The sequence below is a fragment of the Desulfovibrio sp. ZJ369 genome (assembly GCF_011039085.1).
GTDB lineage: Bacteria > Desulfobacterota > Desulfovibrionia > Desulfovibrionales > Desulfovibrionaceae > Desulfovibrio.
Genome location: NZ_JAAKEI010000010.1, coordinates 21906 through 35880 on the forward strand (window position 1 = coordinate 21906; position 13975 = coordinate 35880).

General features: G+C 62.1%; 10 protein-coding genes. 1 reads left to right on the forward strand and 9 read right to left on the reverse strand.

Annotated features, from left to right (window positions below; genetic code table 11):
• Positions 1–187 precede the first annotated feature (187 nt).
• The 5 genes from G7Y51_RS05095 to G7Y51_RS05115 all read right to left on the reverse strand — a co-directional run bounded on the left by G7Y51_RS05095 (position 188) and on the right by G7Y51_RS05115 (position 8882).
• Entirely contained in the window at positions 188–1783 is a 1596-nt protein-coding gene (locus tag G7Y51_RS05095; RefSeq protein ID WP_165175294.1) for an outer membrane homotrimeric porin, read from the reverse strand.
• A 559-nt stretch (positions 1784–2342) separates the two neighbouring features.
• Positions 2343–2573: a hypothetical protein gene (locus tag G7Y51_RS05100; RefSeq protein ID WP_165175295.1), complete on the reverse strand. Its 231-nt coding sequence runs from the start codon at positions 2571–2573 to the stop codon at positions 2343–2345.
• Positions 2574–2647: 74 nt separating this feature from the next.
• Positions 2648–6628, reverse strand: a complete 3981-nt coding sequence (locus G7Y51_RS05105) for an AAA family ATPase (RefSeq protein ID WP_165175296.1) — start codon at positions 6626–6628, stop codon at positions 2648–2650.
• A complete protein-coding gene (locus G7Y51_RS05110; protein ID WP_165175297.1) occupies positions 6628–7908 on the reverse strand; it encodes a DNA repair exonuclease in 1281 nt (426 codons plus the stop codon). The genes G7Y51_RS05105 and G7Y51_RS05110 overlap by 1 nt, the downstream gene beginning before the upstream one ends.
• Before the next feature lie 383 nt (positions 7909–8291).
• On the reverse strand, positions 8292–8882 hold the full coding sequence (locus tag G7Y51_RS05115; RefSeq protein WP_165175298.1) for a tetratricopeptide repeat protein: 591 nt from the start codon (positions 8880–8882) through the stop codon (positions 8292–8294).
• 193 nt (positions 8883–9075) lie between these two features.
• Between G7Y51_RS05115 and G7Y51_RS05120 the strand changes: the two genes are divergently transcribed.
• Positions 9076–10182: a glycosyltransferase family protein gene (locus G7Y51_RS05120; RefSeq protein ID WP_165175299.1), complete on the forward strand. Its 1107-nt coding sequence runs from the start codon at positions 9076–9078 to the stop codon at positions 10180–10182.
• A gap of 99 nt (positions 10183–10281) precedes the next feature.
• Here G7Y51_RS05120 and G7Y51_RS05125 read toward each other — a convergent pair whose 3' ends face one another.
• Genes G7Y51_RS05125 through G7Y51_RS05140 form a run of 4 tightly spaced genes read right to left on the reverse strand, consistent with a single transcriptional unit; the run spans position 10282 to position 13895 of the window.
• Positions 10282–10986 (reverse strand): ABC transporter ATP-binding protein, encoded by a 705-nt coding sequence (locus G7Y51_RS05125; protein WP_165175300.1) that lies wholly within the window; start codon positions 10984–10986, stop codon positions 10282–10284.
• Positions 10979–11764, reverse strand: a complete 786-nt coding sequence (locus G7Y51_RS05130) for an ABC transporter ATP-binding protein (protein WP_165175301.1) — start codon at positions 11762–11764, stop codon at positions 10979–10981. Before G7Y51_RS05130 ends, G7Y51_RS05125 begins: the two co-directional genes overlap by 8 nt.
• A complete protein-coding gene (locus G7Y51_RS05135) occupies positions 11761–12984 on the reverse strand; it encodes a branched-chain amino acid ABC transporter permease (RefSeq protein WP_165175302.1) in 1224 nt (407 codons plus the stop codon). The genes G7Y51_RS05130 and G7Y51_RS05135 overlap by 4 nt, the downstream gene beginning before the upstream one ends.
• A 2-nt stretch (positions 12985–12986) precedes the next feature.
• Positions 12987–13895, reverse strand: coding sequence for a branched-chain amino acid ABC transporter permease LivH (locus G7Y51_RS05140; RefSeq protein ID WP_165065577.1), 909 nt, complete (start codon positions 13893–13895; stop codon positions 12987–12989).
• Positions 13896–13975 lie beyond the last annotated feature (80 nt).

Consider the following 13975-nt stretch of genomic DNA (forward strand, 5'->3'; position numbering starts at 1 on the left):
GCTGCCACAGTAACCAGTTGCTGTCTTCATCCGTAGCTTCCTTCGTCGCAACGGCTGAAGCCTGGACGCGAAATGATGGCAGCGCCGCTTTTGAAATTGAATAATTTCAAAAGCAAAATGCTCTAGAGCGGTTTGCTGTTGAAAACGGCAACCGCTCTAGCTAGAGCATTTTCAAAGAGAAAACGCTCTAGAACGAATACGCAAAGACCAGCTGCGCTTTCCAGGCGTCCTGCTTCTGGTAGGAATCGGCCATCCAGCTTTTTTTCCAGGTGTCATCATCCATCATGTTGACTATATAGCCCAGTTCCAGATTGGCTTGCAGATTTTCATAGATCTGCCAGGCATTGACCAGGTTGAATTCCAGCAGGCCGTCGTTGGTGGTCATGTACGGGCCGTCATTGGTGCCGTAGCTGTCGCTCCAGGCTGTGGCGCTGTCCATGTATTTGACCATGGAAGGCGCGTTGGTGCCGCCCCAGTAGGCCACGCGGAAGGTATGCGTGAGATCCTCAAGAAAACTCATGTCCTTCACTTGCAGGCCGATGCCCCAGGTGCCCGTATAGCTCAGATCACGGTCGTACCAGTCGCCGTTGGGTCCCCAGGCCAGGTTGCCGTCGCCCATGAAGGAGGTGAAGTTGCCGGAAGCGGCCACGGAAGGCATACGCTCGGAGCCGTTTTTCACGTTGCCGTCGTCGCCCGAACCATACCAGCCGAAAAGGCCGGGCGTGCCCCAATCCATCTTGTACTCAACAAGGGCCTTGGCCAGCCAGCCCTGACGCTCGCTGCTGCCGCGCCTGACGTCATTGGGATTCAGGCGCTTCAGCACGTCAAAACGGCCCATGGCTTCCACATAGCCGTAGTTGAGATCCAATTCAAAGTTCCAGGGATCCAGGGCGGTGATCGCAATGGGCAATCCGGCCCAGAGCATGCTGCCGTAGGCTTTGCCTGTTTTGCTCAGGCCCTCGGCGGCGAAGCCCGGGTACAGGCCGTTGAGCGTATAGTTCAGCGCGCCGTCCGCAGTGCCCCAGCCAGCCTCATCCGGGTTGTTGTTCCAGGGCGAGTGGTAGCCGTCCAGCGCATTTTTGCCCTGCATGCCGTACATCACCCAGGGCGTGATGCTGAAGCCGTCAAAATTCATGGGCAGCGACAGGGCGAAAAGATCGATATTGTCCAGGTAGTGCGCCTGACGAACCTCATCGGTGGAGAACCGGCCTTCGTAATTGTCGTTGACCGGGCGCATCCAGAGGGCGGTCAGACTGACGTTTTCGTTAAACTGATAGTTGGCCACCACGGCGGCCACGTCGCCGTCCATCACGGCGGAGCCGCCGGCCACGTTGGGCATGGCCACAGCCTGAAGGCCCATGCGCAACTTCAGATCGGTCTGCGGCACAGCCCAGTCGATGTAGGCGTTTTTCACCTTGATGATGCTGTTGCCGTCCGCGCCCAGAGCACCGCCGTCATCAGCCTTGCCCCAGGTCTGATCCCCGATTTCAAAAAACACCGTGCCGGACAAGGATTCGGAAGCCACGGCGTCCAGCTGCAAGCGGACGCGCTGGCCTGCGGCGAAAAGATCGTCGGTGTCGTCCTTATGCTTGCCACTGTCATCCCGCACTTTGTCCACAAGCGAGCTGTCGCCCACGCCAAAGCCCACAAGCCATTCGCCCGCTACCTTGAAGTCAATGGCCTTGGCCCCGTGGGCCGCGCCCAACAGCATCCCGGCCGCCAGCAGGGCAACCATGCACTGCTTTTTCAAGCGAACCAGCGTCTTTCTTTCCTTGCTCTCCATCCTTGTTCTCCTCTTGTTACAGGTGGGCGCCCTCTTGCGGACGCTTTCCAAATTGGCTCTTTTGCCTTGCAGTGTCGTCAGACGCCGCTTTTTTGCCCCAGTCGGGCACCATAGCCCTGCTGTCCTTATCCGTAAAGCGGCTGTGCCGCCAACGGCTGACGCGGGCGGGCGGGCATGGCTTCGCCCTGCCAGAGCATTGAGAGCGGTTAGCTAATTTCATTAGCAAAACGCTCTAAAAAAGCGCTTTGGATGCGTTGACAAAGGCCCCGTGCTCCACTCTGCACAGTATCTCCCTGCCTTCCGGCTGTCGCTGAAAAGAAAAATGCGCTTGCAGTCCTGGTGATACTGCCGCAAGAGACTGATCAGAATCCCGGCTTGCGGAAGATCAAAATGTTTGTTGACGCGAATATGCAGATTTTCATGGCTGAAGCGGTAACTGAGAGCCGGGAGTTGCACAGCGGTGCAGACGTGCTCCATAACCTTTCTCCGCGTTGGAATGCAGGAATGAGGGCACTCTGGCACAGGTCCGGCCTGCTGTCAATAGAATTGAAATTCATTTTCAGAATATTTTCTCTATCCCACTGAGCTTTTTTGACGCGCGCCCGCTGGCGGCAAAACTCCTGAAGGTGAGTGCGTCATGCGGCAGCAGCCATTGGCGAAGTTTTAGAGCATTTTCTCTTTGAAAATGCTCTGCTGACGCGAAAGCGGCAGCCGCCGCAACGCGGCGTACATTCAGGCGAAAACCGCGTTTTTCGCCTGAATGCCACCTTTGACTTTCATAAAAAGTCAAAGGTAATCTGCTCTAGAGAGTTTTGCTAATGAAATTAGCTAAACGCTCTGGCTGATTTCATGAGCAAAACGCCCTTAGGCCGTCACGGCCTCAATGCTTCCATGTTCCACTTTGAACAGGGCGCAATGCGGCTCGGCTTTGCGCAGGATCTCCACCATATGCGGTTGGCAGGTGAAATAGAGCAGTTGATGGGCCGGGCCATCCTGGCCGCTGGTCAGCTCCACAAAGGCGCGGGCCGTGCGCTCGGCGCGTTGCGGGTCAAAGTTCACCAGCACTTCGTCCATGATCACGGGTAAAGCCGCGGCCTGGGCCGCGTGATTTTTGATGTAGGCCAGGCGCAGGGCCAGATAGGCCTGTTCCTGGGTGCCGCGGCTCAAGACTTCAGGCGCGACAGGTTCCCCCTGCTCAGGCAAAATGCTCAGGCTTGCATTTTCCAGCGAAGCGCTGATGCCCCGCCAGCGGCGGTTGGTGATCCGGGCGAATATTTCCGAAGCCTGGCGGATGACTTCCGGCTGCCGCTCGCGCTCGAAAATGCGCTTGGCCGCGAGCAGGATTTCCCGGGCCAGGGCGCGGCGGCTCCAGGCAAAGGCCATGCGCTCCATGCTTTCCAGCAGCGAGGCTTCCTGCTGGCGCAGATCCGCCAGCTCGTCGGCGCGGGCCAGGGTCGCAACCCTGGCGCTCAGGCCAGCCACGGCCGTGGCCAGATCCTGTTCCTGATCCAGAAGCCCGCTGAGTTCCTCCTCAATGGCCACGCTGCGTTTTTCCTGGCTTTCCTGCTCGGCCTCCTGGAAAGAGGCCAGGAATTCTTCCAGAGGGAGGCGGTCCGCGGCCAGGCGCAGGGCGTCTTCCAGCTCCTTGCAGCGGCGGCTCAGAGAGCGCTGCTCCTCGCGCAGCGCGGCCAGGCGCAGAAAGTCCTCGGCGTCGGCAGCCCCGGCAAGAGCCAGCAGGTTGCGCTCGCTGCCGGCGGCCTTGTTGAGAGCGGCCTCGCAGGCGCGGACCTCATCCTCTTCCTCGGCCAGCAGAGCGGCCAGGCGGGCGCGTTCGGCCTGCGCAGCCGCCATGCTTTCCGCGTCTGCCAGAGCCGCGTCCAGCGCGGCCAGCCAATCCGTTTCGCGCTCCGTCTCCCTGACATTGCCGGGCATTCGCCCCAGCCCGGCCAGAAGCCCGGCCAAGGGGTCGCGCAGGGCGGCCAGTTCTTCCCGGCTCTGCGCAAGCTCCATCCGGGAACGCTCCAATGCCGACTCGGCTGCCAGGCAGTTTTCCATATACTTGAAGGCCTCGCGCACGGTTTCCGGGTCCAGATCGTCGCCCAGCCCCAGCCCCTGAAGGCATTGCCCCCAGATTTCCCGATCCGCACGCAAGCGTTCCTCGGCCGCGTGCAATTGCTCCGAAGCCTCGACTTGCATGTTTTGCGCGCGCTCCAGCTCGCTCTCGCGGTTCTGAAGCGCGGCAGAGGCCTTGATCCTCTGCTCGCGCGCGGCATCGGCCTCGCGGCAGCTCTCCAGCACCTGGCGCACGCATTCGGGCAGAGCGGCGCTGTCTGTCCGGTCTGCAAGGCGTTCGGCCACGGCGGGCACCGCGCGCATCCGGTTTTCCTGCTCCCGCAGGTCTTCTTCCAGGGCGCGCAACTCGGCTTCAGCCGCGGCCAGGCCGCTGAAAGCCAGGCGGGCGGACTCCGCCCGGGCAAAAAAGGCTGCCGCGCCTTCAGGAGCCGGCACAGTGCTCACATGCAGGCTGAGCATGAACTCGTGCCAGCGGCGACGGGTCTGCTGCACCACGCTTTCCAATTCATGGCGTCTGCTCTGCTGCGCGCTGACCTGGGTTGCGGCGGCGCCCATTTCCCGCTTCAAGGCGTCCATATCCTTACGGGAACGCTCTTCGTTGAAGCATTGTTCGCGTTCGCGCTCCAGCAGCATTTCCGTGGCTTCCAGGGTCACCGGATCCATGCTCTCCACATTGGCGGCCGCGCAAAGCTGGCGGGCCTGCTCGCCCAATTCGGCCACATGCAGGGCGCAGGTTTCGCGCCGGTTGCGCAGTTGATCCATCTCCCGCCGGTGGCGCTTGGCTTCAGGGCCGCTGCGCGGCAGTCCTCCGGCCAGAAAGCCCACGCCGCAGACCAACACCAGATAGCCGGACCAGAGGCTCACAGGCAGAGCCAGGGTGTCGGTCAAGGGCAGGCTGGTCAGGCCCCAGCGCCAATAGCCCAGCAGAATGCCCGCGCCCGCGAGGATCAAAAGCGCGCCAACTATCAGCAGGGGCAGGCTTTTGACCGGCGAGGGAGCCTGCTCGTTGCTGATGCGGTTGTCCAGCTCCTGCAGGCGCTCGCGCTCTGTGGTCAGGTTGGCGGAAAGGGCCCGCAAGGAGCGCAGCGCGGCGGCGCGCCCATCCAGGGCCTCGCGGCTCGGGCCGCTGACGTTGCGCTGCTCCTCGCGCAGTTGTTCCATGCGGCTCTTGATCGCTTCCACCTGCTCTTCGGCCTGCTGCACGGCCAGCGACGCTTCGGCGGCTTCGCGCAGGCGTTCCTGAACGTCAGCGGCCAAGGTGAGGGCCTCTTCCTGCCGGGCCAGCAAGGCGTCCAGCGCGTCGTCGGGCTGCGGGGCGGACTGGACGGACAGGCGCAGGGGATCATAGGCCCGGGCAAAGGCGGTACGCGCATTGTGCAGGGCGCGTTCCCGGCCAGGCAACTGGCGGCGGCCGTCTTCCAGCCGGGCCAGGGCCTGGCGCAGATTGTCGCGGGCCTCGTCCGGCAGGGCGGCCAGGGGCACGGGCAGAAGAGCCAGCGACTCTCTGGCCGCAGCCACGTCGCGCCCGGCTGTTTCCACCGCGCGGTTGGCCTTGCTCAGCGCGTCCACGGCAGCCCGGTGGGCCGAGTCCGCCGCAGCCATTTCCCTGGCTTGTTTTTCCAGATCCTCGCGCGCGAAAAGGGAGCGATCCGTGGCGCGAATCCTCTCACAGCTCCAGTCCGGGCCCAGGCGGGCCAGTTCGCGTTCCAGATCCGCCTGTGCCCGTTTGCAGTTTTCCTCCTGGACGGGCAAGGCCGTCAGGGCCTGGCGGAAACTGCTTTTGCGTTCGGATAAAATACGCAATTGCGGCAGGGCGTCGAGCAGGCCTTGATCCACATGTACCGCGTCGCGCCTCGCCCGCAGGCGCGCACGTTTTTCACAATGCGCGGCCCATTGCCGCTCGCAGGAATCCCGCGCTTCCTGAGCGCGCGCCAGGCGGGCCGCGCCGTCCTCGGGGAAGCTTTCGTCAACCGGCGCAAGGCCCTCCAGGCGCGCGCAGAGCATGCGCCACTCATCCCATTGCCGCCAGACGCCCAGGCGGCGTTCCAGCAGGCGGCGCTCCCCCTCCAAAGCGCTTTTGCGCTGGCGCAGTTGCGCGAGGTTTTCTTTTTTCTGTGAAAGATCCAGAGCCAGGGCGTCAAAACCGGCGCACTCCTCCTCCACGTCACGGATCTTGCCGCGCAACTCTTCCAGTTGGCTCAAGGCCTTGTTCAGCGGGGGCTTTACGCCGCCGCTTTTGAAAATATCCTCGGCCTGCCGTTCCAGGATCTTCAGGGCGTCGCCGGGCGAACGCAGTCCCGGTCCGAAACTTGCGCCGTACAGCGCGTTGCGCACGCCTTCGGCGCTCAGGCTTTCAAAACGTTCCAGCTCGCTCAGGCTGAAGCCGAAGACATTGCGGTAAACCTCCCGGCTCACGCCGAAGAGCAGTTGTTGCAGCAGCTCTGGCTGGAGCATCGTGCCGTCCGCCCCGCTCACGGTCAGCACGCCGCCGTTGCCGCCGGGCCGTCGCGTGAGGTGCAGGGGCTCGCGGCCCTCGGCGCACAGCACCAGACTGCCGCCGGCCGTGCCGCCGTGCAGGGGGGCATGGCTGCGGCGGGCCTCCCTGCTGCGCGGATCGGGATAGCCTGTGAGCATGGCGCGCAGAAATTCCAGGCATGTGGACTTGCCCGCCTCGTTCTGGCCCAGAAAGATAGACAGGCCGGGCGAAAGGGCTTCCACCCGCACGTCGGAAAAAATGCCGAAACCGTCAATGTGAAAGGAGCGGATATGCATCAGCGGGCCTCCAGCAAATCCATGCACAGGCGTTCCGCTTCATGCAGCAGGACCTGCATTTGCGCGTCATCCGGGCGGTTGAGGACCTTGCGCAGGCGGCTATGCCCGAAAAGCGGGTTCAGAGCCGGATCGCTCACTTCGCGCAGGGCCTCGTTGCTTTGGCGCATGCGTTCGCTCAGGCGCAATGCCTCGCCCAGCAGATCCTCGCGCTGGAGATATTCGGCGCGATCCCCCAGGGGCGCTGTTTCCACACGCAGATCCTTGAGCCAGATTCCGGGGGAGCCAGAGTTCAGGTGGGCCAGACGTTCAGCCAGATCTTCCTGATTGGCGGCATCCCGCAGCACGGTGTCCAGCCGGGTTCGGCCTTTCAGGGTCACCCGGGCCAGAATCGCTTCGCAGCCGGGCTCGGTTGCTTCCCCGGCCTGTTCCAGCAATTGCGTCAAACGGCGTTCCACCTCGTCCAGATGCTCCACGTTTTCCAGATCAAGCTCGAACCTTTCCCATTGCACCGGTCCCAGGCGCAGAAAAGAAGCCTCACAGGCAAAGGCGTCGCCCCTGGGCGCGACCGTGACCAGCAGGCAGCCCCGCAGGCCCGCCTCGTTGACGTGCAGGCCCTGGGCATTGCCGGAATAGGCGATAAACGGGCTTTCACAGAGCGTTTTGCGTTCGTGGACATGTCCGAGGGCCCAGGCGTCCAGGCCGGTGGATTTGAGATCCTCCAGGGAGCAGGGGGCGTAGCGATCCGCCTTGGCTTCGCCGTCCACAGTGCAGTGCAGCACGCCCAGTTGAAAACAGTCATGCGCCGGATCTCGCTCGAACAGGCGGCCCAGATTGCGGCCCTCCCTGGCTTTGGCGTGGCTGATGCCGTGAATGACGGCCAGAGGCGCGCCGTTTTTTTTCAGGACATGCCGCGAGGGCTCTGGGCCGAAAATTGTGACGTTGTCCGGCCACTGCACGGCCGCAAGGCGGGAGGCCAGCGGATCGTGATTGCCGTGGGCCAGAAAGACGCGGATGCCGAGGCTTTTCAGACGCTCGCAGCCGTCGCGCAGCTTGAGCTGGGCTTTGACGCTGTGGTTTTCCTGGTTGTAGATATCCCCGGCCAGCACCAGAAAATCCGGCTTTTCAGTCTCGCAAAAGCGGAACAGCCGCTCCAGGGCCGTGAACGTGGCTTCGCGCAGCAGGCGGGCCAGATGGTTTCCTTGCGCGGCCTCGCGGGAAAGGCCCTGGAAGGGCGTATCCAGATGCAGATCAGCCGCGTGGATGTACCGAATAACGTCCATGCGCAATAACTCGCTTGCGGAAGGTGGAAGAACGAACGGAAGTAAAAAATCTAGACTTTTTCAAAAGATCTGACAAGCGCGGGATAGGGGAGTCGGCATTTTCCCGCCGCGTCTTCGGATCACGATTGATCGGCGCGCCTGGAGCGTGAGCCAGGCAAAAAACGATGCCGGGCTGTCAAGGGCAGGAAGCATACGCCGCAGGCGAGGGGTCTGACGGCCGCTCAGGGGCGCAAGAGCAGGCGCGGGATATGAAGAACCAGGGCTGTGTCCGGGAAAGCTCGCTCCAGACGTCAGGAACTGCCGGGGGCGGCAGTTACCGGCGCGACCGGGCGCGATGCCCCGGCCAGGGCAAAGCCCCGCCCGCCGCGGTGTGGCCAAAGCCTTTACTTGCCGGATTCGGCGCGCAGGCGCTTGCACTCCTCGCCCAGACGGAACAGCTCGGCATCCTGAGGCGTGACTTTCAGGCCGTTGCGGATATGGCCCAGGGCGCGCACATATTCGCCCGCCTCCATCATGGCTTTGGCCATCAGGGCAAAGACCGCGGTTTCGTTTTTGACGTACTGAAGGGCCTGGGCAAAGCTGGCGTCGGCTTCCGAGGCTTTGCCCTGCGCAAGATAGAACCTGCCTTCCTTGAGAAGGCGATCCAGATTGAGTTTGCGCTGGAGCGTGGTCTCGTAATCTTCCTGATCCTCCTGTCCCTTGAGCTCCTTGTAAAGCCCGATGAACAGGCCGAGCAGCGCGCGTTCCGCGCCCGGCTGATAGCTCACCGGGCGGCTGTAGGCCTTTTTGAATTCAGGAGTGGAGATCAGCACTGTCAGAGCCTCGCGGAAATCGCTGCGCACATCCGCGGGCGCGTTCATCCCGCCCAATTCCTTCAAGGCGGTAATGGCCAGGAACAGCGCGCGCGGGAAGTCGCGGCGCATGCAACTTGTTTTGACCCGCCCCAAATCTTCGCGGATTTTACGGATATTCATGATTCGGCTCCCGTACACTCGGCTATTCTCCAAGTATGCCCCATTCATTTTCGGAGAGCAAGCCGGAACGTCGTGTCGCACAGGGCTGGCGCATCGTATGTGGCAGCCCTGTCCGGCCTGTCCCCTTCCATTGACGCGCGGAGCGCGCGTTGATAGGTTTATCGCGCACCCTCCACGGCGGCAAAGGAACAGCATGGCACGCGTACTTTACGGCATCCACGGCACCGGGCATGGACACGCCATGCGCGGCCTGACCATAGCCCGTCGGCTCTCCGGCCATGAATTTCTGTTCGTGGCCGACGACGACGCGCCAAAGGTGCTGGAGCCAGAGTTTGAGGTTCGCCGTCTGCCCAATCTGGGAACCGTATTCAAAAATTACAAGGTGGATTTGAGCGCCACCATTGCCCGGTCCGTGCCCCTGCTTCTACGCCGTGGGCGCTATATTGAGCAGACCCTGCGGATCATGGACGCATTCCGGCCCGACGTCTGCATGACCGACCTCGAATATTTCGTGCCGCGGGCCGCCGAACGCGCGGGTCTGCCCTGCCTGACCCTGGATCATCAGCATGTGCTGACCTGCTGCCGCCACGATCTGCCGCGCAATATGTGGTGGGACGCATTTACGCAGGGCCTCACCCCGCGGCATCTTTTCCGGCCAACGGACGAAAACCTGATCATCTCCTTTTATGCGCCGCCGGTGCTGCCCCGCTACAAGGCGCGGATCGCCCCGCCCATATTGCGCGAGAGCGTGCTGGCCCTGAGACCGCGCGATGACGGGCATGTGCTGGTCTACCAAAGCAATTCCACGCACCGAAAGCTGGTGGATTTTCTGCGCGCGGCCACGGATCGCCTCTGCTATGTGTATGGCTATGATCGCACGGAGGGCCGCGAGGGCAATGTGATCTTCATGCAAAAAAGCGAAGAAGGCTTTTTGCGCCTGCTGGAAGGCTGCTCCTACGTTATTCTGGGCGGCGGCCATACCCTGATGAGCGAAGCCCTGCATCTGGGCAAACCTATCCTGACCCTGCCGCTCAAGGCTATGGTGGAACAGCGTTTCAATGCCTTGTATGTGGAACGCCTGGGCTACGGCATGCAGGCCGACATGTACGGCCTGGAACCAGGCCTGTTGCGGCGTTTCGAGGAAAACCTGCCCCGGTATAAAGCTGCCATTGCCGGAGGAACTTTCTGCGGCAACGACCTGGTTTTTGGCCTGACGGAGTATTTTATCCGGCACGGCAGTCTGCCGCTGAGCGGCGCTCCCGGCGTGGAAGAACAGGGCACAGGGCAGCCGCGCCATTGACGATCGCGCGGCTGCGCCGTTGCGGCAGCAGAGCATTTTTCAAAGAGAAAATGCTCTAATTCATTAGCAAAACGCTCTGATGGACCGGGTTTGCCTGCCCTACATGCCGAGGTAGGCGCTGCGCACCTCTTCGCTCTCAAGCAGCCTGGCGGCTGTATCCTCCATGACGATGCGGCCGTTTTCCATGACATAGCCGCGGTGCGCGATGCGCAGGGCCTGATTGGCGTTTTGCTCCACCAGAAAGACTGTGGTGCCGTCGGCATTGACCTTGCGGATGATGGCGAAGATCTGCTGAATGATAATCGGCGCAAGGCCCAGGGAGGGCTCATCCAGCAAAAGAAGCCTGGGCCGGGCCATCAGCGCGCGGCTGATGGCCAGCATCTGCTGTTCCCCGCCGGAAAGCGTGCCGCCCGCCTGGCGGCGGCGTTCGGCCAGAATGGGGAAGAGGCTGAAAACATAGTCCAGATCCTCTTTGACGCCCTGCGTGTCGCGGCGCAGAAACGCGCCCAGATCCAGGTTTTCGCGCACGCTCAGATCCGGAAAGATCAGGCGGCCTTCCGGCACCTGAGAGATGCCCAGGGTCACGATTTCATGCGGCGGCAACTCGTGGATCGGCGCGCCGTTCCAGAAGATCTCGCCGCGCCTGGGCCGGTTGATGCCGCAGACGGTCATCAGCGTGGTGGACTTGCCCGCGCCGTTGGCCCCGATCAGGGTGACGATTTCGCCGTCGTCCACGCGCAGGGAGACGCCGCGCAAGGCCTGGATGTTGCCGTAGTAGGTATCCACATCCCTGAGTTCAAGCATCACTTTCCCCCAGGTAGGCTTTGATCACCCGCGGGTCGGCGCGCACTTCGCCGGGCTTGCCCGAGGCGATGCAGGAGCCGTACTCCATGACATAAATGCGATCCGAAAGAGACATGACCATGCTCATATCGTGCTCGATGAGCAGAATGGAAAGTCGGCGGCTGTCCCGGATAAAGCGCACCAGCTCTTCCAGCTCATGCGTTTCCTGGGGGTTCATGCCCGCGGCCGGTTCGTCCAGCAGAAGCATGCGCGGCTGTGTGGCCAGAGCGCGGGCTATTTCCAGGCGGCGCTGCGCGCCATAGGCCAGATTACGGGCCTTTTCGTTCCAGAGGTCCTGCAAATGCACGGTTTCCAGCAGGGCATAGCTGATGTCGATGCTTTCCTGCTCTTCGCGACGGGTGCGGCCGTCCCGCAGCACAGCGCCCAGAATGCCCGCGCGGGTGCGGCAATGGCGGCCCACCATGACATTCTCCAGCACGGTCATGTCGCTGAACAGCCGGATGTTCTGAAAGGTGCGCGCCATGCCCAGGGCCGTGATCGTGTGCGGCTTTTTGCCGTTGAGCAACTGCCTTTCGCCGTCCGCGGCATGGAGGTACATTTTGCCGTCAGTGGGCGTGTAAATGCCGGTGACGCAGTTGAAAAACGTGGTTTTGCCCGCGCCGTTGGGTCCGATCAGAGCAACGATCTCATTGGCGTCCACATGCAGATCCAAATCGTTCAGCGCGCGCAGGCCGCCGAAATCCTGTGAAAGACCTATGACTTCCAGCACCGGTTTCATGCCCGGCCTCCGTTCCTGGCCCGCTCCAGGCCGCTGATCCGGTAGCGGCGGCGTTCGCCGCTGATCAGCCCCTGCGGCCTGAAGATCATCATAACCACCATGATCGCGCCGAAGATCAGCATCCGGTATTCGGAAAAGGCGCGCAGATATTCCGGGGCAAGGATCAGAATCATGGCCGCGATAACCACCCCGGATATGGAACCCATGCCGCCCAAAACCACCATGGAGAGGATCATGGCCGATTCCATGAAAGTAAAGCTGGAGGGATTGATGTAGGTGGTCTTGGCCGCGAAAATAACCCCCGCAAAACCGGCCCAGCAGGAGCCCAGGGCAAAGGCCGAGAGCTTGACGCGGGTGATGTCCACGCCCATGGCCTCGCAGGCGATTTCATCTTCGCGCAGGGCTTGCAGAGCAAGACCCACCCGCGAATTCTTGAGCCGGTAGATCACGATGATTGTGATCGCCACAGCCGCCAGCACCAGATAATACACATAGGTGGTGGAGGCGTTGATGTCCATCGGCAGGCCGAACAGGCCGGGCCGGGGAATGTCGCTTATGCCGCGCGGGCCGCCGGTCAGGCTGGTCCAGTTCTGCAGGGAAAGACGCACGATTTCGCCGAAGCCGAGAGTGACGATGGCCAGATAATCCCCACGCAGACGCAGCACCGGGAAGCCGAGCCCCAGGCCGAAGAGCACGGCCACAATGCCGCCCGCGGGCAGGCAGGCCCAGAAACCCCAGCCCAGAAACTGGTTGAGCAGGGCATAGGTATATGCGCCCACGGCATAAAAGGCCACATAGCCCAGCACCAGCTGACCCGCCAGGCCGACGACGATGTTCAGGCCCAGGGCCAGCATCACATAGAGCAGCGCCGAAATCATGATATTGGTCTGGTAAAAGGAGCCGAGCACAGGCATGATCAGCATGATCACGCCGAGCACCGCAAGGCCCGTGGTCTTCAGCCAGGGCCTGCCGCCCGGCAGGGAGCGCAGCCCGGCGGCCAGCCCGGCGGGCAGACACAGCAGCGGCAGCCCTTTGGCCCTGCGTGAAAAACACCAGTCCCAGATCAGCGCAAGAACAAACACGCCCAGGCCCAGCCAGAGAATGCGGTCAAAACGCCATTGCACGCTTTTATCAAGCGTATTCAGCTTGATGCCCATGACGGGCAAGGTGAGCAGCATGAACCAGAGAGCCGTCAGCAGGGCTTTGAGTGAACGCCGCATGCCTATACCTTTTGCACCTTGGCTTTGCCCAGAATGCCGTCGGGCCTGAAAATCAGAATCAGAATCAGAATGGCGAAAGCCAGGATGTCTTCATAGTTGCCGGCGAAATAGCCGGTGGTAAAGCTTTCGGCCAGGCCCAGGACCAGGCCGCCGACCATGGCCCCGGGGATGGAGCCGATGCCGCCCAGCACGGCCGCGGTAAAGGCTTTGAGCCCGGCCAGAAAACCGATGCCGAAATTGACCTGGCCCATGTGCGAGGCAATCAGCACGCCGCCCAGCGCGGCCAGACCCGATCCGATGATGAAAGTCAGGGAGATGATCCGATCCGCGTTGATCCCGAGCAGCAGGGCCATTTTGCGGTTCTGGGCCGTGGCGCGCATGGCTTTGCCCATGCGGGTGAAGCGGATGAAGAGCGAAAGCGCGATCATCGCCAGGGTGCTGACCAGCAGGATCAGAAAGTCGCTGGGCCCCATGACGTAGTCGATGCTCTCCAGAAATTCCATGTCCGGCAAAAGGCGGGGGAAGGGAACAAAGTCCGAGGTCTGGGCCAGCAGCACATAATTCTGCAAAAAGATGGACATGCCGATGGCTGAAATCAGCGGCGAGAGGCGGGGAGCGCCGCGCAAGGGCTTGTAGGCGACTTTCTCCAGGGTAAAGCCGTAGGCCGCGCACCACAGAATGGCCACCAGCGCGGCCACGATCAATATGCCGCCTGCCGGAAAGCCGTAAACGCCCAGGGCCCCGGCAACCAGCAGCGCGGTGAATGCGCCGAGCATGTAGATTTCGCCGTGGGCGAAGTTGATGAGCTCAATGATCCCGTAAACCAGGGTATAGCCCAGGGCGATCAGGGCGTAGATGCTGCCCCGTGTCAGCCCCCCGAAAAAGAGTTCTATGAAGAATTGTATATCCATATTTTCCCGCGCGGGCCTGCGCCCGCCCATTTGTCGGGCGCGCCGACAGTCCAGAGCGATTCAAATTCAGACCGCGCAGT

What these genes read in the sequence shown, in the direction of transcription:
- G7Y51_RS05125 (WP_165175300.1), bottom strand. Translation starts at nt 10,986, where the DNA reads ATGCTTGAACTCAGGGATGTGGATACCTACTACGGCAACATCCAGGCC.
- G7Y51_RS05140 (WP_165065577.1), bottom strand. Translation starts at nt 13,895, where the DNA reads ATGGATATACAATTCTTCATAGAACTCTTTTTCGGGGGGCTGACACGG.
- G7Y51_RS05130 (WP_165175301.1), bottom strand. Translation starts at nt 11,764, where the DNA reads ATGAAACCGGTGCTGGAAGTCATAGGTCTTTCACAGGATTTCGGCGGC.
- G7Y51_RS05095 (WP_165175294.1), bottom strand. Translation starts at nt 1,783, where the DNA reads ATGGAGAGCAAGGAAAGAAAGACGCTGGTTCGCTTGAAAAAGCAGTGC.
- G7Y51_RS05135 (WP_165175302.1), bottom strand. Translation starts at nt 12,984, where the DNA reads ATGCGGCGTTCACTCAAAGCCCTGCTGACGGCTCTCTGGTTCATGCTG.
- G7Y51_RS05110 (WP_165175297.1), bottom strand. Translation starts at nt 7,908, where the DNA reads ATGGACGTTATTCGGTACATCCACGCGGCTGATCTGCATCTGGATACG.
- G7Y51_RS05105 (WP_165175296.1), bottom strand. Translation starts at nt 6,628, where the DNA reads ATGCATATCCGCTCCTTTCACATTGACGGTTTCGGCATTTTTTCCGAC.
- G7Y51_RS05120 (WP_165175299.1), top strand. Translation starts at nt 9,076, where the DNA reads ATGGCACGCGTACTTTACGGCATCCACGGCACCGGGCATGGACACGCC.
- G7Y51_RS05115 (WP_165175298.1), bottom strand. Translation starts at nt 8,882, where the DNA reads ATGAATATCCGTAAAATCCGCGAAGATTTGGGGCGGGTCAAAACAAGT.